Genomic DNA, 22,112 nt, shown 5'->3' with positions numbered 1-22,112 from the left:
TTCTTGGGCTCGGCCGTCGGCGGCGCAATCTCTTCAGGTTTCGACCGGCCGAACAGCCACCAGAGCAAAACGACCGCAACGACGAGGCCGACGACCGCGACGATGTAATTTTCCTGAAGCCAGGCCATGTTCATCTCCACTCCTGATTTTGGACCAGCCTATGCCGCCGTACCGGCGGGGTCCAGCCCAACGAACGGATCATCATGATTTTCGTTGCCATTTCCGCTTGGCGACGCCCGATCGCGGGGAAGGGGGCGGCACCTATTCCGCTTCGCGCGCGACTTCGCGCCAACCGATGTCGCGGCGGCAGAAACCGCTCGGGAAGTCGAGCTTGTCGACCGCGGCGTAGGCGCGCGCCTGCGCTTCGGTCACGCGCTTGCCCGTAGCGGTAACATTGAGCACGCGGCCGCCGGCGGCGACGAGCGTGCGGTCGTCGCGGGCCGTTCCGGCGTGGAAAACGCGCACGCCCCCCGCTTCGGCATCGGCGATGCCGCGGATCGCGCCGCCCTTTTCGGGAGTGCCCGGATAGCCGTTCGCCGCCATCACGACGGTGAGGGCATAGTCGTGCGAGAAGGCCGGGGGTTCGGCTGCGGCGAGCGTCCCGGTCGCGGCGGCGTGGAGCAGCGCGGCGAAATCGCCCTTGAAGCGCATCATCAGCACCTGGCATTCGGGGTCGCCGAAGCGGCAATTATATTCGATCAGCTTGGGACCTTCAGCCGTCAGCATCAGGCCCGCGAAGAGGACGCCAACATAAGGCGTGCCCTCGGCGGCGAGCGCTCTGACGGTCGGGCGGATGATGCGGTCCATCACCTGCGCTTCGAGATCGGCGGTGAGCACCGGCGCGGGACTGTAGGCGCCCATGCCACCCGTGTTCGGGCCGACATCGCCGTCGCCGACGCGCTTATGGTCCTGCGCGCTGCCGAAGGCGATGACGTCGGCGCCGTCGGAAAGCGCGAAGAAGCTCGCTTCCTCGCCGGTCATAAATTCCTCGATTACGACCTCGGCACCCGCGCTGCCGAAGGCGCCATCGAACATTTCGTCGATCGCCGCCTCGGCGTCTTCGCGGCTTTCGGCGATGATCACGCCCTTGCCCGCGGCAAGACCGTCGGCCTTGATCACGACGGGGATGGCAAAGCCTTCGAGCACGGCGCGCGCTTCCTCGGCGCTGGTGCAGCGGACATAGGCGGCGGTCGGGATCGCGGCGCGCGCGCACAGATCCTTGGTGAAGCCCTTCGATCCTTCGAGGCGCGCGGCGGCGGCCGACGGCCCGAAGGCGGGAATGCCGATCTCGCCGAGGCGGTCGGCGAGGCCCGCGACGAGCGGGGCTTCGGGGCCGACGACGACGAAGTCGATCGCATGCGCCTTGACGAAGGCGATCAGGCCCTCGATGTCATCGACCGAAATCGGCACGCATTCGGCGTAGAGTTCGATCCCCGGGTTGCCCGGTGCGGCATAGAGCTTGGCGCAGCTTGGCGATTGTGCCAACTGCCAGCTGAGCGCATGTTCGCGGCCCCCCGATCCGACCAGCAGGATATTCATGTCAGTCCCTTTTCCCGATACGGCGTCCCACGATGGCACCGAAGCGCGGCTGTTAGCCGAGGCGGCGCCTGGGGACAATGCGCCGGCGCTGTCGGTCAGCCAATTGTCGGCGGCGATCAAGCGCACGGTCGAGGACGGCTTCGCGCGCGTGCGCGTGCGAGGTGAATTGTCGGGGACGAAGCGCGCGGCGTCGGGGCATTTCTATGCGGCGCTGAAGGACGATAATGCGCTGATCGACATGGTGATGTGGAAGGGACAGGCGGCGCGCCTCGCCTTCCGGCCCGAGGACGGGATCGAGGTGATCGCGACCGGCAAGCTCACCACCTATCCGGGGCGCTCCAAATACCAGCTTGTCGTCGACACGCTCGAGGTCGCGGGCGAGGGCGCCTTGATGCTGCTCTTCGAAAAATTGAAGGCGCGGCTCGGCGCCGAAGGGCTGTTCGACCGGACACGCAAATATGACCGGCTGCCCTATCTGCCGCGCACGATCGGCGTCGTGACCTCGCCGACCGGGGCGGTGATCCGCGATATTCTCCACCGGCTCGCCGACCGCTGCCCGACGCATGTCATCGTCTGGCCGGTGCTGGTGCAGGGCGACGGCGCCGCGGCGCAGGTCGCGAATGCGATCCGCGGCTTCGATGCGATTGCACCGGGCGGGCCGGTGCCGCGCCCCGACCTGGTTATCGTCGCGCGCGGCGGCGGGTCGATCGAGGATCTGTGGGCTTTCAACGAGGAGGTGGTGGTGCGCGCGATCGCCGACTGCCGCATCCCGACGATCAGCGCGGTGGGGCACGAGACCGACGTGACGCTCGCCGATTATGCCGCGGACGTGCGCGCGCCGACGCCAACGGCCGCGGCGGAGATGGCGGTGCCGGTGCGCGCCGAGCTGATGTCGCAGCTGGCGACGTGGAACGGGCGGATCATCGGTGCGGCGAGCCGGCATCAGGCGCTGGCGGGCGAGCGGCTGACCGCGCTCGCACGGCACCTGCCCAAGCGCGAGGCGCTTTATGCGCCGCAGCGCCAGCGGCTCGACGATGCGGGCGAGCGGCTCGACCGCAGCCAGCGCCACCGGCTGGCGGTGGTTTCGGAGCGGCTGGCGACGCGCGGCGCGGCGCTGCGACCGACGCTGCTCGCCCGGCGCTGGGACCGCGACCGCGCGCAGCTCGAAGGGCTGGGGCGGCTGCTGACCTCGCTCGATCCGCGCGCGCTGCTGTCGCGCGGCTATGCGATGGTGCGCGATGTCGAAGGCGCGATCGTCACGACCGCCGCAAAGGCCCGCGACGCCGGGCATTTGCAATTGCAGTTCGCCGATGGCGAGGTGCCGGTGGTGGTGGGCGGCGAAGGTGCGCCGTCGCCCGTGACGCCCAGGCGGGCCCCCAGGGCGCCGCCGGCCGCGCCCGGCCGGGGGCAGGGCGAGCTCTTCTGAGCGCGCCGGGGGTGGCCGCGCGGCGCGATGCTGCTATAGTCGCCGGCACGATGTATCCCCGAATGGACAGAAAATCATGTTGATTGCCAGCCGCAACCGCCTTGCCCGCCTGCAATATGGGCCGAACGGGTTTCGCGTCCTTGCGCCGGGCGACCATGTGCTGTGCGCGGTGAGCGGCGCGCCGATCGGGCTCGACGAGCTGCGTTACTGGTCGGTCGCGCGGCAAGAGCCCTATGCGACTGCCGAGATATCGGTGAAGGCCGAGCTGGACGCCGCGCGCAAGGCATGAGCTTTGTGAAGGATTGGCCGCGGCACGGAGCGGCGCTCGCGCTGCTGATCGCCGCCGCCGGTTGCGTGCCGGCGGCAGGGACCGGGGCGACGCCCGCGCCCGCCCCGTCGATCGATCCCGTCCCCGCGAAGGCCGAAGCGCCCGCGCCAACGCCGCCGCACGCCCCGCTGCGCCCCGATTTCACGCTTGCGGGAATCGCCGAACAGGGCGCGGTCATGGTCGGACGGGTGCCGAGCGAGACGCGCGCGCTGGCGCTCGATGGCTTGCCGATCCCGGTCGCCGCCGACGGCGGCTTTCTGATCGCATTCGACCGCGATGCGCCCGCCGCCGCGCGGCTCGTCGCGACGCTCGCCGACGGGCGCGAGGTCGTTCGGACGATCGCCGTTGCGCCCGGTCGCTGGCGGATCGAACATATCGACGCGCCCTATCGCGGCAGCGCGTCGAGCGACGCGGAATTTCAGCGCCGCCGCCCCGCCGAACTCGCCGAGATCGCCGCCGCGCGGGCCGTGCCGGTCGAATCCGATGGCTGGCGGCAGGCGTTCCGCTGGCCGGTCGCCGGGCGGCTGTCGGGCTTTTTCGGATCGCAGCGCGTCTATCAGGGCAAGCCTGGCAGTTATCACAGCGGCACCGACGTCGCGGTTCCCGCGGGGACGCCGTTCGTTGCGCCGGCCGACGGGGTGGTAACGCTGGCGGCAAGCGCGCCTTTCACGCTCGAAGGCAATCTCTTGATCGTTGATCACGGCATGGGACTGTCGAGCGCGTTCCTCCATTGCCAGCGGCTCGACGTGCGGGTCGGCGACCGCGTCGTCCAGGGGCAGAAATTGGGCACCGTGGGGCGCACCGGACGCGCGACCGGGCCGCATATGCACTGGGGTTTGAAGTGGCGCGATGCGCGGCTCGACCCCGCTAAACTTGCCGGGCCTATTGCCCGCTGACGCGTACGGATTTTCGCGTGAATTCGTAACCGTTGAAACAAAATGTCGCGTCAGCCGCGCTTCCCGCCCCTTGTGTTTCGCCGCGTCCCGTACTTGTTGCAAATACGTCACAATGGCTTTTGAAACGACGGAAAGCGGCGGGAATTTCCTTTACTCCAGATGAACGAGGAGCCATCCCGCACGCTATCGGGGCATTTGCGCGCGCGTTTTTCGCGCGTCGGGGGTCCGGGTAGTTCATCCATCAGTAGCAAGGGACTGCACTGTGAAGAAAACTCAATTTTCCAAGCTGAAGCTTGGCGCTGCGCCATTTGTGCTCGGCGTCGGCCTTCTGGCGATTGCGACGCCCGCCATGGCGCAGGACGCGCCCGCCGACGACGTGGCCGCCGACGACGCGCCGATCGTCGTTACCGGTTCGCGCATCAAGCAGCCGAACCTTGAATCGGCGAGCCCGGTCACCGTCATCAGCAACGCCGAGTTCAAGCAGACCGGCACGACCCGCGTCGAAGATCTTGTCAACTCGCTGCCGCAGGTCTTCGCGGCGCAGGGTTCGAACGTTTCGAACGGTTCGTCGGGTACCGCGACGCTGAACCTGCGCGGCCTGGGCGCCGAGCGCACGCTGGTCCTCGTCAACGGTCGCCGTCTCGTCCCCGGTGACCCGACCACGTCGGCTGCCGACATTAACGTCATTCCGGCCGCGCTGATCGAGCGCGTCGACGTGCTGACCGGCGGTGCGTCGTCGGTGTACGGCGCCGACGCCGTTTCGGGCGTCGTCAACTTCGTGATGGATACCGATTTCGAAGGCTTCAAGCTCGACACGCAATATTCATTCTACAACCACGACAACCGCGGGAAGAGCCGGTTCACCGATCCGCTCGACGCGAGCAACAACGCCTATCCGCGCGGCATGTCGACCAATGGCGGCACCTTCGACGCGACTCTCGCCTTCGGTGCGGGCTTCGACGACGGCCGCGGCCATGTGACCGCCTATGTCGGCTATCGCAAGATCAACCCGGTCAACCAGGCGACCCGCGACTATTCGGCTTGCGCGCTTTCGGCCGCAACGGCCGCGTCGGTCGAAGGTGGTGGCCGCCTCTACAATTGCGGCGGCTCGGCGACCTCGCCGCAGGGCACGGTCTTCGCCTATGACTCGTTCGGCGATGCGACCGATGCGGACGGCGACGGCATTGCCGATTCGTTCACCTCGACCATCTACCAGTTCGGTCCGAACCGCTCGCTGCTCGGTGGTTTCACGCCGTACAACTTTGCGCCGCTGAACTATTTCCAGCGTCCCGACGAACGTTACACGGCCGGCGTGTTCGCCGACTATGAAATCTCCGAAGCGCTGCACCCCTATATGGAGTTCATGTTCATGGACGACCGCACGGTCGCCCAGATCGCTCCGTCGGGCAACTTCGGTAACTCGCTGTCGATCAACTGCGACAACCCGCTGCTGTCGGCCGAACAGCGCGCCGTCATCTGCGACACCGAAAACCTGCTGATCAGCGCCGACCCGCGCGATGCCTTCGAAGTCGTCGGCAACAATCCGGGTTCGGCTCCGGCGCAGTTCTTCGACCCCGTCACCGGCGCCGCCTACAACCGCGGCTTCGCGCAGATCCTGCGCCGCAACGTCGAAGGCGGCCCGCGCCGCGACGACCTGCAGCACACCAGCTATCGCGCGATCCTCGGTATGCGTGGCGATCTGAGCCCGGCCTGGTCCTATGACGCCTATTATCAATATGGCCGGACCAACTTTGCCGAGACCTATACCAACGACTTCTCGGTGACCCGCATCAATCGCGCGCTCGACGTCGTCGACAATCCGAACACGCCGGAACTCGATCCGGTTTGCCGTTCGGTGCTCGACGGTTCGGATCCGAACTGCGTGCCGTGGGATATCTTCTCGCCCGGCACGAACCCGCCGTCGAGCGACGCCACCGCCTATCTGTCGACCCCGGGCTTCCAGCGCGGTATCGTCAGCGAACAGGTCCTTTCGGGCTATGTCGCCGGCGCGCTGGGCGAATATGGCATCCAGTCGCCCTGGGCCAACGAAGGCGTGGGCATCGTCCTTGGCGCCGAATATCGCAAGGAACGGCTCGAATTCCTGTCGGATCTCGCCTTCTCGACGGGCGATCTCGCCGGTCAGGGCGCGGCCACGCTGCCCGTCAGCGGCTCGTTCGACGTGACCGAGTTCTTCACCGAAGTCAGCCTGCCGATCGCTCGCGACAGCTGGGTCTATGATTTCACGATCACGGGCGGCTATCGTTATTCGGACTATAGCACCGGCGCGACCACGGACACGTACAAGATCGAAGCCGAACTGGCTCCGACCGCGGACATCCGTTTCCGCGGCGGCTATAACCGCGCGGTGCGTGCGCCGACGGTTCAGGATCTGTTCGCACCCGTTCGCGTTGCGCTCAACGGTTCGAGCGATCCCTGCGCCGGCTTCGCGATCACGGCAGCCGACGTCGGCTGTCTGGCCCAGGGCCTGTCGGTCGGCCAGATCGTCGCCCCGAACCCCGCCGCGCAGTATAACGGCCTGATCGGCGGCAACGCGGACCTGCTTCCGGAAGTCGCCGACACCTACACCGTCGGTGTGGTGCTCACGCCGACCTTCCTGCCGGGCTTCTCGGCCAGCGTCGATTATTTCAAGATCGACCTGACCGGCGCGATCCAGGGCTTTGGCCAGGACACGATCCTCAGCCTTTGCACCGAGTTCGCCGATCCGCAGTTCTGCGACCTCGTCAATCGTGACGCGTCGGGTTCGCTGTGGCGCAGCTCGGCCGGCTTTGTCGAGGATCTCTCGCGCAACGTCGGCGGTGTCAGCACCGCGGGTATCGACATCAACGCGAACTACAGCCGCGAAATCGGCAGCGCGGGTCGTCTGGGCCTGAGCTTCGTCGGGACCTATCTCGACAAGCTGGTCACCGACACGGGGATCGAGCAGGCCGGCAGCTATGACTGCGCGGGTCTGTACGGCAACGTGTGTAGCGCGACCTCGAACTCGGGCACGGTGAACCCCAAATGGCGTCACCAGGCTCGCGTGAGCTTCGACATGCCGAGCGGTTTCGGCGCGTCGCTGCGCTGGCGCCACATCGGTTCGGTTTCGCTCGACGCGGTCGAGGACAATCCGAACCTTCGCGACACGTCGAACGCCGGTCCGGCTCCGGGCGGCGTGGCCCGTCCGGGTCTCGCGAAGTTCAAGGCGGTCAATTATTTCGACCTTGCCCTGACGATGAAGGTCGGCGACCACTACAACTTCCGCCTTGGCGCGAACAATCTGTTCGACAAGGAACCGCCGACGACCGGTTCGCAGGCTTGCCCCGCGGGTCCGTGTAACGGCAACGTCTTTGCGCAGACCTATGACGCGCTTGGCCGTTATGTTTACGCCGGTGTGACCCTGGACTTCTAATCGTCCAGGAATTGGAATCGGGAATGGCGGGCCTGCGGGTCCGCCATTTTCGTTTCAGCCGAATGGCACGCATATCGAGACGGAAGGCAGCGCTGGAGTGAAACGCCTGGAGGCCGAAAAACGGATCGGCGCCGCATCGCCCCGCGACCCTGACGCATTTTTTGCCGCCGGCATCGCGCTGTTGCGCGGCGACCGGCCCGAGCAACTTCTTGCTCCCGCCCGTCTGGCGGCGGCGCACCATCCCAAAAATGCACGCATGCAGCAATTGCTGGGGCTGGCGGCGCGCGCAACCGGCGACAGCCGCACCGCGCTCGACGCCTTTCGCCAGGCCGCCCGGCTGGCGCCGACCGATCCGCTGATCGCGCACAGCCACGCCCGCGCCGCGCTGGAGGCGGGCAAGCCCGCGGCGGCGCTGTTCGATCATGCGGCGCGCCTTGCGCCAGCCGACGGCGCCGTGCTGTTGGGCCGCGCGGCGGCGCAGGTCGCGGACGGCAACGCGGCGGGGGCGATCGCCGGGCTGGAAGCGCTGCTCGCGAAAAATCCGCTCTGGTACGACGGCCACCGGACGCTCGCGCGCCTGCGCGGGCAGGAGGGGCTGGACCCCGCCGCGACGATCGCGGCGACGTTGCGCCAATTGCCGCGGCAAGCGGAGCTTCATCATCATCTTATCGCCATCCTTCTGGAGGCGCGCGACGTGGACGGTGCCGCGGCGGCGGTCGCCGCCGCGGAAACGGCGTTGGGCGAGGCTGCGTGGCTTACCGCGCTTGCCGCGCATGTCGCATCCGAGCGCGGGCGCCACGACGACGCGGACCGGCGCTTCGCAGCGCTCGGCAAGCCGGCGCGTATCGACCTTGCGGCGCAGCTCGCTCGCCATCTTGTGCGTACGAACCGGCCTGACCGCGCGGCGCAGCTCATCGACGAATGGATCGACGGCGATACGGATCGGATATTGTGGCCTTATCGGGCGTTGGCATGGCGGATGACGGGCGACAGCCGCTACGAATGGCTTGAAAACGACGCGATGATCGGGTGCCATGACCTTGGCCCGGAGTTGGGCGATATCGGGGATCTCGCGGACCATCTTCGCGCGCTGCACAGCGCGCGCGCGGCGCCGCTCGATCAGTCGGTCCGCGGCGGAACGCAGACCGACGGCCATCTCCTGCTGCGCGACGAGCCGGTCGTCGCCCGGCTTCGCACCGCCATCGAAAAGGCGGTGTCATTCTATATCGCCCAGCTGCCGCCCCCCGAAGCCGGCCATCCGACGCTGATCGAGGATCGCGACCCCGTCCGCTTTGCCGGATCCTGGTCGGTGCGGCTGCAGGGCGAAGGGTTTCACACCGATCATGTCCACAGCCAAGGATGGATCAGCTCGGCCTTCTATGTCGCCGTGCCCGACCAGCCGGCCGAGGCAAAGGCACGGAAGGAGGGCTGGCTCAGCCTGGGCGAGTCGCGCGATCTCGTTCCCGGGCTGGCACCGCTTCGCCTTGTCGAGCCGAAGCCCGGCCGGCTTGTTCTGTTTCCATCGACGATGTGGCATGGTACGCGCCCGTTCCGCAGCGGCGAACGCCTGACCGTCGCGTTCGACATCGCCCGCCCACCCAAAGGTTAGACATGCCATGGCAACCCGCCCGACTTCGCCCCTGACGCCTCCGCCCGCTCTCCTCCAGGCGATGCAGACGATGCGGGCGGGCAACATGCGGTCCGCGCTCGACATCGTCGAGGCGGCCCTGCCCGGCGCGGAGGACCGCGTCCCCTATCTCGCGCTGGGGGGGCATGCCGCGCTCCATCTCGGGCAGACCGACCGCGCGATCGCGCTGCTCGAAGAATTGCTGGCCTTGCGTCCCGGCGACCGGGCGACGCGCGCCAACCTGGCCAATGCGTGGCTGCGGACGGGCCGCAAGGATCGCGCGATGACGCTGGTCGAGGGCGCGGACGACCCCTCGCTCGCGCGTATCGAGGCCTTCATCCATCAGGAAGAGGGGCGGCTGGACAGCGCGGCGGCGATTTACCGGCGCGTGACCGACGCCAACGCCGATGATCTTTCGAGCTGGAACAATCTGGGCAATGTCCTCGCCGCAACGGGCGATATCGAAGGTGCGATCAAGGCGTTCGAGCGCGCGATCACGCTCGCGCCAGCGGAGGTGCCCATTTATCTCAACCTCGCCGAATTGCTGCGGCAGGCCGATCGGCACGGGGCGCGCCTGAAGACCCTGCTCGACGCGGAAAAGGTGGCGCCCGACGACCCGCAGCTGCTGACCGAATTGGGCCTCGCCCATGCGACCCGCGACGATCTCGACGCGGCCGTCGCGAGTTTCGAGCGCGCCATCGCGCTCTCGCCCGGTTTCGGCGCGGCGCATATCGAACTCGGCATGATTTACGAAAGCCTCAACCGGGTGGACGAACTGGCGGCGCTGATCGGTCGCGTCGATCGCGACAATGCACCGCCGGAATTTTCCTTCCTGCTGGCGTGGCAAGCGCGGCGCGACGGCCGCTTTGAAGAGGCGGCCTTGCTCGCGGCGGCGATTCCTGAAACGATCCACCCCTTGCGCAGGCTTCATCTGATCGGCGGCATTGCCGACCGGAGCGGCGACGCCGATGCGGCGTTCAAGGCCTTTGAAGGCATGAACAGCGCCGCGCTCGCCACCGCGCCCCCGCTCAAGGGGCCAAGCTTTCGCGGGCGTGTGGAAGCCGATGTCGCGCATTGGACCGACGATTGGGCGAGCGGGTGGCCCGCGATCGAAAGCGATCCGCAACATCGCGATCCGATCTTCCTCGTCGGCTTTCCGCGCTCGGGCACGACTTTGCTCGACACGATGCTGATGGGGCTTCCCGAACTGTCGGTGATCGAGGAACGGCCGATGGCCGCGCGCACGCTGGCGCTCGTCGATGCCGACCTGCTGGCGCTGACGCCCGAGCGGGTGACGGAACTGCGCGACGCGTATTTCGCTTCGGCGCGCGAGTGGGGATGGGACGAGACGCGCTGGCTGGTCGACAAGCATCCGCTCAACATGACGCGGCTCCCCTTCTTGCACCGGCTCTTTCCCAACGCACGTTTCATCTTCGCCGAACGGCACCCCTATGACGCGGTGCTCAGCTGTTTCATGGCCAATTTCCAGATGAATTTCGCGATGCGCAGCTTTGCCTCGCTCGACGAGGCGGCGCGTACCTATCACGCGGCCTTTACGGCCTGGGAGCGGGCGATGCAGCTGTTTCCCGCCGATGTGCATGCCGTGCGCTACGAGCGGCTTGTCGCCGACCCGCGCGCCGAACTGGCGCCGCTTGTCGCGTGGCTCGGGCTGCAATGGGACGATGCGTTGCTCGATCATCAGCAGATCGCCCGCAGTCGGGGCCGGGTCCGCACCGCGAGCTATTCGCAGATCGGCGAGCAGCTTTACACGCGCGCGGCCGATCGCTGGCGCCGCTATGCGGAGCATCTTGCCCCGGTGCTGCCAATTCTCCGCCCGTGGGCGGAACGCATGGGATATGAGGCCGACTAGCGGGCTGCGCAAACATGCCCGTCGGTCGCGGCGCGCGCTCCGGCGCGCCGCGATGAGAGCGGGAGCTTAGTTTCCGGCGCGCGGGCGATTGTTCTGGGCGCGCTCGGTCGCCTGCCGCTGGTCGGCGCGCATTTGGGCCCATTCGGCGGCGGTCGCACAGACTTTCTTGCTGCCGAGACGCGAACCGATGATCTTCTCGCGCTTGCAAATCCGTTCGTTGCCGTCTGCAGCCTTGTCGCCGCTGGTCTGCGCGCTGTCGGCGCTGTCGGGGTCGGATTTTGCCATGGCCGGGGCCGAAACGAGGGCGAGCGCCGCAACGCCAAAAAACAGAGCTTTCATCAACAAGTCCTTGAATGAAGGGATGATGCCAATGTGCCAGCTCAAACGCTGAGCGTCAACGCGCCGTCGCCTTCGTCGACCCGGATCGTCGATCCATCCTTCACATCGCCCCTCAGGATCAGGTCGGCGAGCGGGTCCTGCAGATATTTCTGCACCGCACGCTTCAGCGGCCTGGCGCCATAGACTGGATCGTAACCGACGCGCCCGAGCCAGGCGCGCGCGGCGTCGGTCAGGTCGAGCGTCACCTTGCGGTCGGCAAGGAGTTTCTGGACACGCGCCACCTGGATATCGACGATTGCGGCCATATGCTGCTGCGCAAGGCGGTTGAAGAGCACGATCTCGTCGAGCCGATTCAGGAACTCGGGCCGGAAATGCGCGCGCACCACTTCCATCACCGCGGGTTCGGCCTGTTCGACCGGGGCGCCGTCGGGCAGCGCGGCGATCGCCTGGCTGCCGAGGTTCGACGTCAGGATGATCAGCGTGTTGGTGAAATCGACCGTGCGCCCCTGCCCGTCGGTGAGGCGCCCGTCGTCGAGCACTTGGAGCAGGATGTTGAACACGTCGGCGTGGGCTTTCTCGACCTCGTCGAACAGCACGACCTGATAGGGCCGGCGCCGCACCGCTTCGGTGAGCGTGCCGCCCTCCTCATAACCGACATAGCCCGGAGGCGCGCCGACGAGCCGCGCGACGCTGTGCTTCTCCATGAATTCGGACATGTCGATGCGGACCATCGCATTGTCGTCGTCGAACAGGAAACGCGCGAGCGCCTTGGTGAGCTCGGTCTTGCCGACGCCCGTGGGGCCGAGAAAGAGGAAGCTGCCGAGCGGGCGATTGGGGTCCTGAAGGCCCGCGCGCGCGCGGCGCACCGCGGTCGAAACGGCGCGAACCGCTTCGTCCTGACCGATCACGCGTTTTTCCAGCGTGCTTTCCATCGAAAGCAGTTTTTCGCGCTCGCCTTCCATCATCCGGTCGACGGGGATGCCGGTCCATTTGCTGACCACCGCGGCGATATCGTCCGCGGTGACCTCCTCGCGCAGCATCGCGTTGCCCGCGGCCGCCTGCGCTTCCTCAAGCCTTTTTTCGAGGCCGGGAATGGTGCCGTAGCTTAGCTCGCCCGCCTTCGCGAGGTCGCCGGCGCGCTGTGCCTGTTCGAGCGCCGAACGCGCGGCGTCGAGCTCCTCCTTGATCTTCGCCTCGGCGTGGATCTTGTCCTTCTCGGCCTGCCACTTCTGGGTGAGTTCGGCCGACTGCTGCTCGAGGTTCGCGAGCTCGGCTTGCAGGCTTGCGAGCCGGTCCTTCGACGCCTCGTCGCTTTCCTTCGACAGCGCGGCTTCCTCGATCTTCATCTGGATGATGCGACGGTCGAGGCTTTCGATTTCTTCGGGCTTCGATTCGACCTCCATGCGGATGCGGCTCGCGGCCTCGTCCATCAGGTCGATCGCCTTGTCGGGCAGGAAGCGGTCGGAGATATAGCGGTTCGACAGCGTCGCCGCGGCGACGATCGCGCCGTCGGTGATCCGCACGCCGTGATGGAGTTCGTATTTCTCCTTGATCCCGCGCAGGATCGAGATCGAATCCTCGACCGTCGGCTCGCCGACGAACACCGGCTGGAAACGCCGCTGGAGCGCGGGGTCCTTTTCGACATGCTTGCGATATTCGTCGAGCGTCGTCGCGCCGATGCAATGGAGTTCGCCGCGTGCGAGGGCGGGCTTCAAAAGGTTCGAGGCGTCCATCGCGCCTTCGGATTTGCCCGCGCCTACCAGCGTGTGCATCTCGTCGATGAAGAGGATGATTTCGCCTTCGGCGGCCTTCACATCGTCGAGCACGCCCTTGAGGCGTTCCTCGAACTCGCCGCGATATTTGGCGCCTGCGATCAGCGCGCCCATGTCGAGCGCGAGGAGACGGCGATCCTTCAAACTGTCGGGCACGTCGCCGTTGACGATGCGCAGCGCGAGCCCTTCGGCGATCGCGGTCTTGCCGACGCCGGGTTCGCCGATCAGAACCGGGTTGTTCTTGGTCCGGCGCGCGAGGATCTGGACGGTGCGGCGGATTTCCTCATCGCGGCCGATCACGGGGTCGAGCTTGCCCTCGCGCGCGACTTCGGTGAGGTCGCGGGCGAATTTCTTGAGCGCTTCGTAGCGGTCCTCGGCCGAGGCGGTGTCGGCGGTGCGGCCGCCGCGCAGCGCGTTGATCGCGGCGTTCAGCGCATCGGCCTTCACCCCGGCATCGGAAAGGGCCTTGCCGACGGGCGTGCCGGTCGAAAGGACCATCGCGAGCAGCAGCCGTTCGACGGTGACATAGCCATCGCCCGCCTTGGTCGCGACCTGTTCGGCCTGATCGAGCAGACGCACGGCATCATTGTCGAGCCCCGGCGTCGCCTGCGCGCCCGATCCCGACACGGCGGGAACCTTGGCGAGCAAGGCGTCGATGCCCTGCACCGCGCGCGCGGCGTCGCCGCCGCTCTTCGCGATCAGCCCGGCGGCCATGCCTTCATTGTCTTCGAGCAGCGCCTTGGCGATATGCTCGGGACCGATCCGCTGGTGGTTCATGCGGATCGCGATTGTCTGCGCCGCCTGCAAAAAGCCCTTGGCGCGGTCGGTAAATTTTTCGAGGTTCATGCTGGATAAGCCCCTTTCTCACCCGGCAAGATAGTGTTGCCATTGTGCAACACAAGGGCTTCCTGCCTATTCCCGTTCACATCGAGCGAAGTCGAGATGCCCACCCGTCGTGCATACCTTCGGGCGGTCTCGACTTCGCTCGACACGAGCGGGTGTAGAGTGTCTATTCCCCGTTCCGCGCGAGCTGGTCGAGCAGGCGTACACCAAAGCCGCTCATCCCCTTGGGAACAAGCGAGGTCGCCTTGTCGGCCTGGTTGACGCCCGCGATGTCGAGATGCGCCCAGGGGGTCGCCTCGTCGACGAAGAAGCCGATGACATGCGCGCCCAAGCTGGCGCCCGGACCCTGGCCGGGGGCGATGTTGCGGATATCGGCGAGGTCCGATTTCAGCTTTGCGGCGTAATTTTCGTGGAGCGGCATGCGCCACAGCTCTTCGCCGCTGGCCGCCCCCGCCGCGAGCAACGCGGCGGCGAGCTTTTCGTCGCGGGCGAACAGGCCGGCATATTGGTCGTCGAGCGCCCCGACGATCGACCCGGTGAGCGTCGCGATGTTGACGATCGCGCGCGGCTTGTAGGTCGCGGCAATATATTCATTGGCGTCGGCGAGGACGAGGCGGCCCTCGGCGTCGGAATTGAGCATTTCAATCGTCTTGCCCGACATGGTGCGCGTGATGTCGCCAGGGCGCTGGGCGTTGCCATCGGGCATATTTTCGGCGAGCGCGGCGACCGCGACGACATGGACGGGCGCGCGCGATCTGGCGAGCGACAGCGCGGCGCCGACAACCGAGGCCGCGCCCGACATATCGCCCTTCATGTCCCACATGCCCGCGCCGGGTTTCAGCGAGATGCCGCCCGAATCGAAGGTGATGCCCTTGCCGATGAAGGCGATCGGCGCATCGGGCGCATCCGCGCCGCGATAGCGCACCGCGAGCAGACGCGAGCCGCGCGGGCTACCCTGTCCGACGCCGACGAGCGTGCCCATGCCGAGCTTGCGCATCGCGGCTTCGTCGAGAACCTCGATGCTGATCCCGGGGGTTCCGGCAAAGGCTTCGCGGACGCGCGCGACGAAGCTTTCGGGATAGATCACATTCGCGGGTTCGTTCGCGAGGTCGCGCGACAGGCGCACCCCGTCGGCCAGCGGCTTCCAGCGGTTTGCGAAGGCGGCCGCCGCGGCCGACGGATCGGCGCCGACGAGCGTCACCGCGCCGGTGGGGGGTGCCTTTTTGTCGACGGTCTTATAACGGTCGAAGCGATATTGGCCGAGCGCGAAACCATAAGCGACGTCGGCGGCCGCGCGGTCGCCAAAGGCGCCCGCGATCGTCACCGGTTGCGCCTCGCTTTGAAGCTCCTGCGCGGCCGCGCCGCCGGCTTCTGCCAGCGCGAGCGAAGAGGGTGTCGCGCCCGTGCCGACGAGCAGGATGCGCGGATGCGCGCCGATGCCGCGCAGCGACAGCGTCGATCCCGCCTTGCCGTCGAAGCCCGCCGCCGCAATCGCCGCAGTCACCGCCTGGCGTTCGGCGACGTTCAGCGCGACGCCGTCGAGCGGCGGCAGCGTGGCATCGGCCATGACGACGACGAGCGCCGCGCCGGCGGGGGCGTTGGCGGCGAAGCCGATCGCCCGCTCGGCGCTGTTTGCGATGCTTGCCGGGACGACGCCCGATCCCGTCACGGCCTGCGCCATCGCCGCGGGGGCGAGGGCGAGCGACAGGCAGGCGGAAAGGAGCAGGCTGTTCATGCGCATGGTTCGATATTCCCCGTTGTTCAATGACCTGCGCCTTGCATAGCGCCGGGCCGCTCACCCGCAAATCCGGCTCGACGAACGACAGTCGCTTGCCATCGGACGACATGGCCGCCACAAGCCCTGCGAACGGGCACAAGAGGACCAAAGATGCTGCGACGGATTTTGCTGGGGTTTCTGTTCCTGCTGGTGCTCACCGCAGCCTCGCTCGCGCTCTGGGAACCGATGACCGCCGAGGCGCCGGCCGCGCCGAATTTCAAGCCGGCGGATGTTCGTATCGCGCGCGACAAGTTCGGCGTGCCGCATATCTTTGGCAAAACCGACGCCGATGTCGCTTATGGCGTCGCCTACGCCCACGCCGAGGATGATTTTTCGACGCTGCAGGAAGTGCTGGCGATGACGCGCGGGCGCGCCGGGGCCATGCTGGGGCAGGATGGCGCGAAGATCGACTATGCCGCGGCGCTGCTCGATGTCCGGGCGACGACAAAGCGCGATTGGCCGCGGCTGCCCGACGATGTGAAGCAGCTGTTCACGGCATATGCCGCGGGGCTTAATCATTATGCCGACAAGCATCCCGACGAAGTGCGACTGTCGGGGCTGTTTCCCGTCACGGGCGAGGATGTCGTTGCGGGCTTCGTATTGCGGTCGCCCTTTTTCTTTGGGCTCGATTCGGTTCTGGGCTCGCTGGTCGAGGACAAGCCGATCGGGCGCGAGGGCGGTCCCGCGCTCGACGCGACAGGCAAGCTCGTACCGCGCGAGTTGACGCCGGTCGGCCGCGACCCGGCCGACAATGGCTCGAACGCGATGGCGGTCGCGCCGGCGCGCGCGACCGACGGAGCGACCCGGCTCGTGTCCAATTCGCATCAGCCGTGGACCGGCGGGGTCGCCTGGTACGAACTTGTCGTCCATTCGGAAGAGGGCTGGGATTTCGCGGGCGCGAACTTCCCGGGCTCGCCCTATCCCTTCCTCGGCCACAATAAATATCTCGGCTGGACCAACACGGTGAACCGGCCCGACCTGATCGATGTGTACAAGCTAACCCTTGACGACAGCGGCAAGAATTACCGCTTCGACGGTGCGTGGCGCCCGCTCGAGACAAAGCGCATCTGGCTGAAGGTCAAGGTCGGCCCGTTCGTGCTGCCGATCCCGCGCACGATCTATCGTTCGATCCACGGCCCGGTGGTGAAGAATGACAAGGGCGCCTTTGCGATCCGCTATGCGGGGATCGACCAGGCGAACATGGTCACCCAATATTACCGGCTGAACAAGGCAAGGGATTTCGGCGAATGGCGCGCCGCGATGGCGGGGCAGGGCGTGCCCGCGACCAATTTCATCTACGCCGATGCGAAGGGCAATATCGGGCTTTTCTATAATGCAATGTTCCCCGACCGGCCGGCGGGGTTCAACTGGCGCGGCGTGCTGCCGGGCGACACGTCGGCCGATTTGTGGACGAAAACGCTGCCGTTCGACCGCGTGCCGGCCCTGGTCAATCCGCGTTCGGGCTATGTGATGAACGCCAACAACACGCCGTGGATCGCGGCGGGCCCTGGCGACGAACTCGATGCCGCCGCCTTCTCGCCGCTGCTCGGGATCGAGGACGATATGACCAACCGCGCGACGCGGCTGATCGAATTGTTCGAAGCGTCGGGGCAGATCGACGAGGCGCGGCTGAAGGCAATCAAATATGACACGGCCTATGCGAAGACCGGCTATGCCAAGCAGTGGATGGACCGGCTGCTCGCGCTCGATACCAGCGACGATCCGGCGCTGGCGCGCGCGCAGGCGTTGCTGCGCCAATGGGATTGGGACCTCGACGGCCGGGGCAAGGGCGACGCGCTGGCGCTGATGGTGCTGCGGCCGGCGAACGGCCGCCATTACCAGCGTCGCGCCGCCCCCGATCCGCGCGTCGTGCTGAAAGAGACGGTCGCGCATCTGCAGGAATATTTCGGCGGGCTCGATCCCAAGCTCGGGACCGTGCTTCGGTTGCGGCACGGCGAGGGCGCAAACCGCGTCGACCTGCCGCTCGACGGCGGCAATGATACGGTGCGTGCCTCTACCCTGTGGGACGAGGAGCCCGACGGGCGGCTGAAGGTCCGCCACGGCGACAGCTTCATCATGTTCGTGACGTGGGACCGGGACGGACGCGTGCGCTCCGAATCGATCCAGCCGTTCGGTGCGGCGACGACGCGCCCTGACAGCCCGCATTATAACGACCAGGCGCCGCTGTTCGTGGCGCACAAGCTGAAACCTGTTCTGTTCGACCCGGCGGCGCTGAAGGCCAGCGGGGCGCGATTCTATCGGCCTTGAAAGCCGCGATTTGCTGTCCTAAACCATTGATACAGTGCCGTCCGGCACCCGTTTTTCGCAGGCGCGCGCCTGCCTGCCTTGATCTGGGGGATTTCATGATCCGTTTCCGTCGTTTCGCCGTCGTCCTTGCCCTGTCGACCTCGCTCGTCGCCGCGGGACCCGCGCTCGCCAAGGCGAAAGCCGCCGATCCCGCGCCGATCTCCGAACTCGTGAAAGCGGTCGACATCCCCTATCAGAGCTTCACGCTCGACAATGGCTTGCGCGTGATCGTGCATGAGGATCGCAAGGCGCCGGTCGTCGCGGTATCGGTGTGGTACCGCGTCGGATCGAAGCATGAGCCCAAGGGCAAGACGGGCTTTGCGCATCTGTTCGAACATTTGATGTTCAACGGGTCGGAAAATGCGCCCGGCGATTTCTTCGAACCGCTGCAACAGGTCGGCGCGACCGACAGCAACGGGACGACCAACGTCGATCGCACCAATTATTTCGAAACGGTGCCGACCGGCGCGCTCGACCGCGCGCTGTTCCTCGAAAGCGATCGCATGGGACATTTGCTCGGCGCGGTCACGCAGGAAAAGCTCGATAACCAGCGCGGCGTCGTCCAGAACGAGAAGCGTCAGGGCGACAACAATCCCTATGGCCTGCTGCGGTACGAGATTTTCGAAAATCTCTTCCCGACCGGCCACCCCTATCACCACAGCACGATCGGATCGATGGCCGACCTCGACGCCGCGAGCCTCGACGATGTGAAGAAGTGGTTCACCGACAATTATGGCCCGAACAATGCCGTGCTCGTGCTGGCCGGCGACGTCGATGTCGCCACGGCCAAGGCGAAGGTGCAGGAATGGTTCGGCGATATCCCCCGCGGCCCCGCGGTCGCGATGCCCGCAACGTCGGTGCCCACGCTTCCCGCGCCGCTGGCAAAGGAGGTCAAGGACCTGATCCCGACCACGCGCATCTATCGCATGTGGGCGATCCCGGGGCTGAACGATCCCGAGGCGGTGCCGCTCCAGATGGCGATGGGCGTGCTCGGCGGCCTGTCGTCGTCGCGCCTCGACAATGCGCTGGTACGCCGCGACCCGGTCGCCGTCAGCGTTTCGGCCTTTGCCCAACCGTTCGAGGATGCGGGGATTCTGCTGGTCCAGGCCGACGTCAAGGACGGAGTCGATCCCGCGCACGTCAGCAAGCGGCTCGATGAAGAAATCGCGAGCTTCCTCGCGAGCGGCCCGACCGCCGATGAATTGCAGCGGACCGCCGCAAGCTATCTGGCGGGCACGATTTCGGGGCTCGAATCGGTCGGCGGGTTCGGCGGCAAGGCGGTGACGCTGGCCGAGGGCGCGCTCTATTCGAACGATCCCGCCTATTACAAGGTCGAGCTCGACCGGATGGCGAAGGCCACCCCCGAACAGGTGAAGGCGGTCGCACAGAAATGGCTGTCGCGTCCCGCTTTCTCGCTGACCTATACGCCCGGCGAGCGCACCGAGGGCGGCGAGAATCGCGGCGGCGCGGTGAAGGGTGGCAAGGTCGTCGCAGCGATCACGCCCGATCGTTACTGGAATCCCGACCTGGGCGACACCGGTCCGGCGATGAGCGGCGCGACCTCTTTTGCCGACCGCTCTACGCTGCCGGCCGTCGCCGACCTGACCGCGCTCGATTTCCCCGCAATCGAACGGACGAAGCTGAAGAATGGGATCGAGGTCGTCTTTGCGCGCCGCTCGGCGGTGCCGACAGTCAACGTCGCGGTCAGCTTCGATGCGGGTTATGCCGCCGATCCACACAGCGCGCTGGGGACGCAGTCGCTGATGCTCAGCCTGATGGACGAGGGCACGCAGAACCTCGATTCGATCGCCTTCGCCGAAGCGAAGGAACGGCTGGGTGCCCAGATCGATGCGAGCGCCAATGCCGACGAAACGGTGTTCAGCCTGTTTGCGCTCAAGCCCAATCTTGGCGCTTCGCTCGGCCTGCTCGCCGACTATATCCGTAACCCGGCGTTCGACGGCAAGGAACTGGAACGCGTTCGTGCGCAGCAGCTCAACCGGTTGAAGGCCGAATTCAACAATCCCAATGCGCTGGCATCGCGCGTGTTGGTCCCCGTGCTCTACGGCGCCGACCACCCCTATGGCATCCCGCCGTCGGGCCTTGGCAATGCAGCGGCGGTCAAAGCCGCGACGCGCGACGAACTCGCGGCATTCCACGCGACGTGGATCCGCCCTGACAATGCGCGGATCTTCGTCGTCGGCGACACCACCCTGGCCGAAGTGAAGAAGCAGCTCGACGCGACGCTCGGCCAGTGGAAAGCGCCGAAGACCGCGAAACCGGTCAAGCATTTCGAGATTGCGATCCCCACGCCGAGCCCGCGCATCCTGCTCGTCGACCGGCCGAAATCGCCCCAGTCGGTGATCCTCGCCGGACGCGTCCTCGACGCGAAGGGCGGCGATAATCTTGAGGCGCTGCGCACCGCGAACGATATTTTCGGGGGCAATTTCCTGTCGCGTTTCAACATGAACCTGCGCGAGACCAAGGGCTGGTCCTATGGCGTGCGCACGCGCCTTTCGAGCGAAAAGGATCGCATCGCCTGGGTCGTCGCTGCGCCCGTCCAGGCCGACCGCACCGGCGATTCGATCAAGGAGTTGCAGGGCGAACTGACGGCCTTCCTCGGCCCGAAGGGCGTCACCGCGCAGGAACGCGAATGGAGCACCAATGGCAGCATTCGCGAATTGCCGGGCAGCTTCGAAACTTCGGGCGATGTCCTCGGCGGCGTGCGGAACATCGTCAAATTCGGCCGGCCCGACACTTATTACGAGACGCTGCCGGCGACCTATGAAGCGATGACCCCCGCCGAGATCGATGCTGCTGCCCGCAAGATGCTGCGCGCCGACGATCTCGTCTATGTCGTCGTCGGCGATGCCGCGGTGGTGAAACCGCAGCTTGACGGATTGGGTTTGCCGGTGGAAACGGTGTCTCCCGCTAACTAACATCAGTTTCAGTAAGGAGAGCCCCAATGTCCCAAGTCGATGGCAGCTATGATTGCGTCACCAAGTCGCCGATGGGCGATCAGAAGTCGGTTTTCACCGTCGCCAGCAATGGCGACAGCTTCACCGGGCAGAATGCCGGCGCCATGGGTTCGCTCGATGTCGAAAATGGCAAGGTCGACGGCAACAAGCTGACCTGGACCATGAACATGAAGGTGCCGATGCCGATGACGCTCGAATGCGAAGCGACGATCGACGGCGACGCGCTGACCGGCACGATCAAGGCCGGCGCGTTCGGTTCGATGGCGATGACCGGCACGCGCCAGGGCTGAACCTGCGATCAGAAAAATGCGAAGGGCCGCCTCTATAGGCGGCCCTTTTGCTTTGCATAGCAATGCTCAAGGCCTTTTGAGGGCTGGCCAAAGCGGCGGCATGGGCGCATAGCGCCGCTGCAATGCACAAACCGGCCCAGTCCCCTCAGCGGAGCCTGCCGGGCGACCGCGAAATGGTGTTCATGATGGCGATGGTCATGGCGCTCAACGCGCTTGCCATCGACGCGATGCTGCCCGCGCTGCCCGCGATCGGCCATGCGCTCGGCGTCGGGACCCCGAACGACCGGCAATATGTCATCTCGACCTATCTGCTCGGGACCGCGCTCGGAGCGCTGCTCTACGGCCCGCTCGCCGACCGCTTCGGGCGCAAGGGCGTCCTTGTTCCGGCGCTGGTTGCCTATGTCTGTTTCGCGATCGGCTGCGGTCTCGCGACCAGCTTTCCGATGCTGCTGGCGCTGCGGTTCGGGCACGGGATGGTCAGCGCCGCGCTGGGCGTGATCGTCGTTGCCGTTATCCGCGACCTGTTCGCGGGCGATGCGATGGCGAAGCGGCTGTCGCTGATCTTCCTCGTCTTCATGATCGTGCCGATCATCGCGCCGACGATCGGGGCGGGCGTCGCGGCGGTCGCGGGGTGGCGCTGGATCTTCCTCGTCCTCGCGGTGATGGGCGTGGTGATGCTGCTCTGGCTGCGGCGGTTGCCCGAAACGCTCGATC

The 22,112-nt window shown here is 66.5% G+C and carries 14 protein-coding genes; 10 read left to right on the top strand and 4 right to left on the bottom strand.

Translation table 11 applies throughout. From position 1 onward, the window contains the following. Positions 1–261 precede the first annotated feature (261 nt). Entirely contained in the window at positions 262–1,539 is a 1,278-nt protein-coding gene (gene purD / locus ATE71_RS20945; RefSeq protein WP_058805266.1) for a phosphoribosylamine--glycine ligase, read from the bottom strand. On the opposite strand from purD, the gene xseA reads away from it, so the two are divergent. The 6 genes from xseA to ATE71_RS20915 all read left to right on the top strand — a co-directional run bounded on the left by xseA (position 1,538) and on the right by ATE71_RS20915 (position 11,095). Next, positions 1,538–2,965, top strand: a complete 1,428-nt coding sequence (xseA, locus tag ATE71_RS20940) for an exodeoxyribonuclease VII large subunit (protein ID WP_058805264.1) — start codon at positions 1,538–1,540, stop codon at positions 2,963–2,965. The genes purD and xseA overlap by 2 nt on opposite strands. A gap of 76 nt (positions 2,966–3,041) precedes the next feature. Further along, positions 3,042–3,254 (top strand): DUF2093 domain-containing protein, encoded by a 213-nt coding sequence (locus ATE71_RS20935; protein ID WP_058805263.1) that lies wholly within the window; start codon positions 3,042–3,044, stop codon positions 3,252–3,254. Further along, entirely contained in the window at positions 3,251–4,189 is a 939-nt protein-coding gene (locus tag ATE71_RS20930; protein ID WP_058805261.1) for a M23 family metallopeptidase, read from the top strand. Before ATE71_RS20935 ends, ATE71_RS20930 begins: the two co-directional genes overlap by 4 nt. Before the next feature lie 262 nt (positions 4,190–4,451). Continuing rightward, positions 4,452–7,598, top strand: a complete 3,147-nt coding sequence (locus tag ATE71_RS20925; RefSeq protein WP_058805259.1) for a TonB-dependent receptor domain-containing protein — start codon at positions 4,452–4,454, stop codon at positions 7,596–7,598. 97 nt (positions 7,599–7,695) lie between these two features. Next, on the top strand, positions 7,696–9,207 hold the full coding sequence (locus ATE71_RS20920; protein WP_058805258.1) for a putative 2OG-Fe(II) oxygenase: 1,512 nt from the start codon (positions 7,696–7,698) through the stop codon (positions 9,205–9,207). 7 nt (positions 9,208–9,214) lie between these two features. After that, the gene (locus ATE71_RS20915) at positions 9,215–11,095 is read left to right on the top strand and encodes a tetratricopeptide repeat-containing sulfotransferase family protein (RefSeq protein ID WP_082665338.1); all 1,881 of its coding nucleotides are present in this window, start codon (positions 9,215–9,217) and stop codon (positions 11,093–11,095) included. Between the two features lie 66 nt (positions 11,096–11,161). Here ATE71_RS20915 and ATE71_RS20910 read toward each other — a convergent pair whose 3' ends face one another. The 3 genes from ATE71_RS20910 to ATE71_RS20900 form a co-directional block, all read right to left on the bottom strand. Continuing rightward, positions 11,162–11,434: a hypothetical protein gene (locus ATE71_RS20910; protein ID WP_058805254.1), complete on the bottom strand. Its 273-nt coding sequence runs from the start codon at positions 11,432–11,434 to the stop codon at positions 11,162–11,164. Positions 11,435–11,475: 41 nt separating this feature from the next. Further along, positions 11,476–14,052 carry an ATP-dependent chaperone ClpB gene (gene clpB / locus ATE71_RS20905; RefSeq protein WP_058805252.1) on the bottom strand — a complete coding sequence of 859 codons (2,577 nt, stop codon included), beginning with the start codon at positions 14,050–14,052 and terminating at the stop codon, positions 11,476–11,478. A gap of 163 nt (positions 14,053–14,215) precedes the next feature. Then, positions 14,216–15,784, bottom strand: a complete 1,569-nt coding sequence (locus ATE71_RS20900) for a leucyl aminopeptidase (protein ID WP_058805268.1) — start codon at positions 15,782–15,784, stop codon at positions 14,216–14,218. 153 nt (positions 15,785–15,937) lie between these two features. Here ATE71_RS20900 and ATE71_RS20895 point away from each other — a divergent pair, with 153 nt between their 5' ends. The 4 genes from ATE71_RS20895 to ATE71_RS20880 all read left to right on the top strand — a co-directional run. Further along, positions 15,938–18,094 carry an acylase gene (locus tag ATE71_RS20895; RefSeq protein ID WP_201022996.1) on the top strand — a complete coding sequence of 719 codons (2,157 nt, stop codon included), beginning with the start codon at positions 15,938–15,940 and terminating at the stop codon, positions 18,092–18,094. 95 nt (positions 18,095–18,189) lie between these two features. Further along, the gene (locus ATE71_RS20890) at positions 18,190–21,069 is read left to right on the top strand and encodes a M16 family metallopeptidase (protein WP_058805251.1); all 2,880 of its coding nucleotides are present in this window, start codon (positions 18,190–18,192) and stop codon (positions 21,067–21,069) included. 26 nt (positions 21,070–21,095) lie between these two features. After that, positions 21,096–21,398 carry a hypothetical protein gene (locus ATE71_RS20885; protein ID WP_058805249.1) on the top strand — a complete coding sequence of 101 codons (303 nt, stop codon included), beginning with the start codon at positions 21,096–21,098 and terminating at the stop codon, positions 21,396–21,398. Between the two features lie 122 nt (positions 21,399–21,520). Further along, the coding region (locus ATE71_RS20880; protein ID WP_152998874.1) for an MFS transporter at positions 21,521–22,112 on the top strand (592 nt) is incomplete at its 3' end.

Source organism: Sphingopyxis sp. H115 (assembly GCF_001468465.1).
Taxonomy (GTDB): Bacteria; Pseudomonadota; Alphaproteobacteria; order Sphingomonadales; family Sphingomonadaceae; genus Sphingopyxis.
Note: the sequence above shows the minus strand (reverse complement) of the source record. Positions and strands in the feature narration are given on the sequence as shown.

Bases quoted from the DNA above. Each gene is read 5' to 3' on its own strand.
- ATE71_RS20890 (WP_058805251.1), top strand. From the start codon at position 18,190: ATGATCCGTTTCCGTCGTTTCGCCGTCGTCCTTGCCCTGTCGACCTCG.
- xseA (WP_058805264.1), top strand. From the start codon at position 1,538: ATGTCAGTCCCTTTTCCCGATACGGCGTCCCACGATGGCACCGAAGCG.
- ATE71_RS20935 (WP_058805263.1), top strand. From the start codon at position 3,042: ATGTTGATTGCCAGCCGCAACCGCCTTGCCCGCCTGCAATATGGGCCG.
- ATE71_RS20895 (WP_201022996.1), top strand. From the start codon at position 15,938: ATGCTGCGACGGATTTTGCTGGGGTTTCTGTTCCTGCTGGTGCTCACC.
- ATE71_RS20910 (WP_058805254.1), bottom strand. From the start codon at position 11,434: ATGAAAGCTCTGTTTTTTGGCGTTGCGGCGCTCGCCCTCGTTTCGGCC.
- ATE71_RS20915 (WP_082665338.1), top strand. From the start codon at position 9,215: ATGGCAACCCGCCCGACTTCGCCCCTGACGCCTCCGCCCGCTCTCCTC.
- purD (WP_058805266.1), bottom strand. From the start codon at position 1,539: ATGAATATCCTGCTGGTCGGATCGGGGGGCCGCGAACATGCGCTCAGC.
- ATE71_RS20930 (WP_058805261.1), top strand. From the start codon at position 3,251: ATGAGCTTTGTGAAGGATTGGCCGCGGCACGGAGCGGCGCTCGCGCTG.
- ATE71_RS20900 (WP_058805268.1), bottom strand. From the start codon at position 15,784: ATGAACAGCCTGCTCCTTTCCGCCTGCCTGTCGCTCGCCCTCGCCCCC.
- clpB (WP_058805252.1), bottom strand. From the start codon at position 14,052: ATGAACCTCGAAAAATTTACCGACCGCGCCAAGGGCTTTTTGCAGGCG.
- ATE71_RS20885 (WP_058805249.1), top strand. From the start codon at position 21,096: ATGTCCCAAGTCGATGGCAGCTATGATTGCGTCACCAAGTCGCCGATG.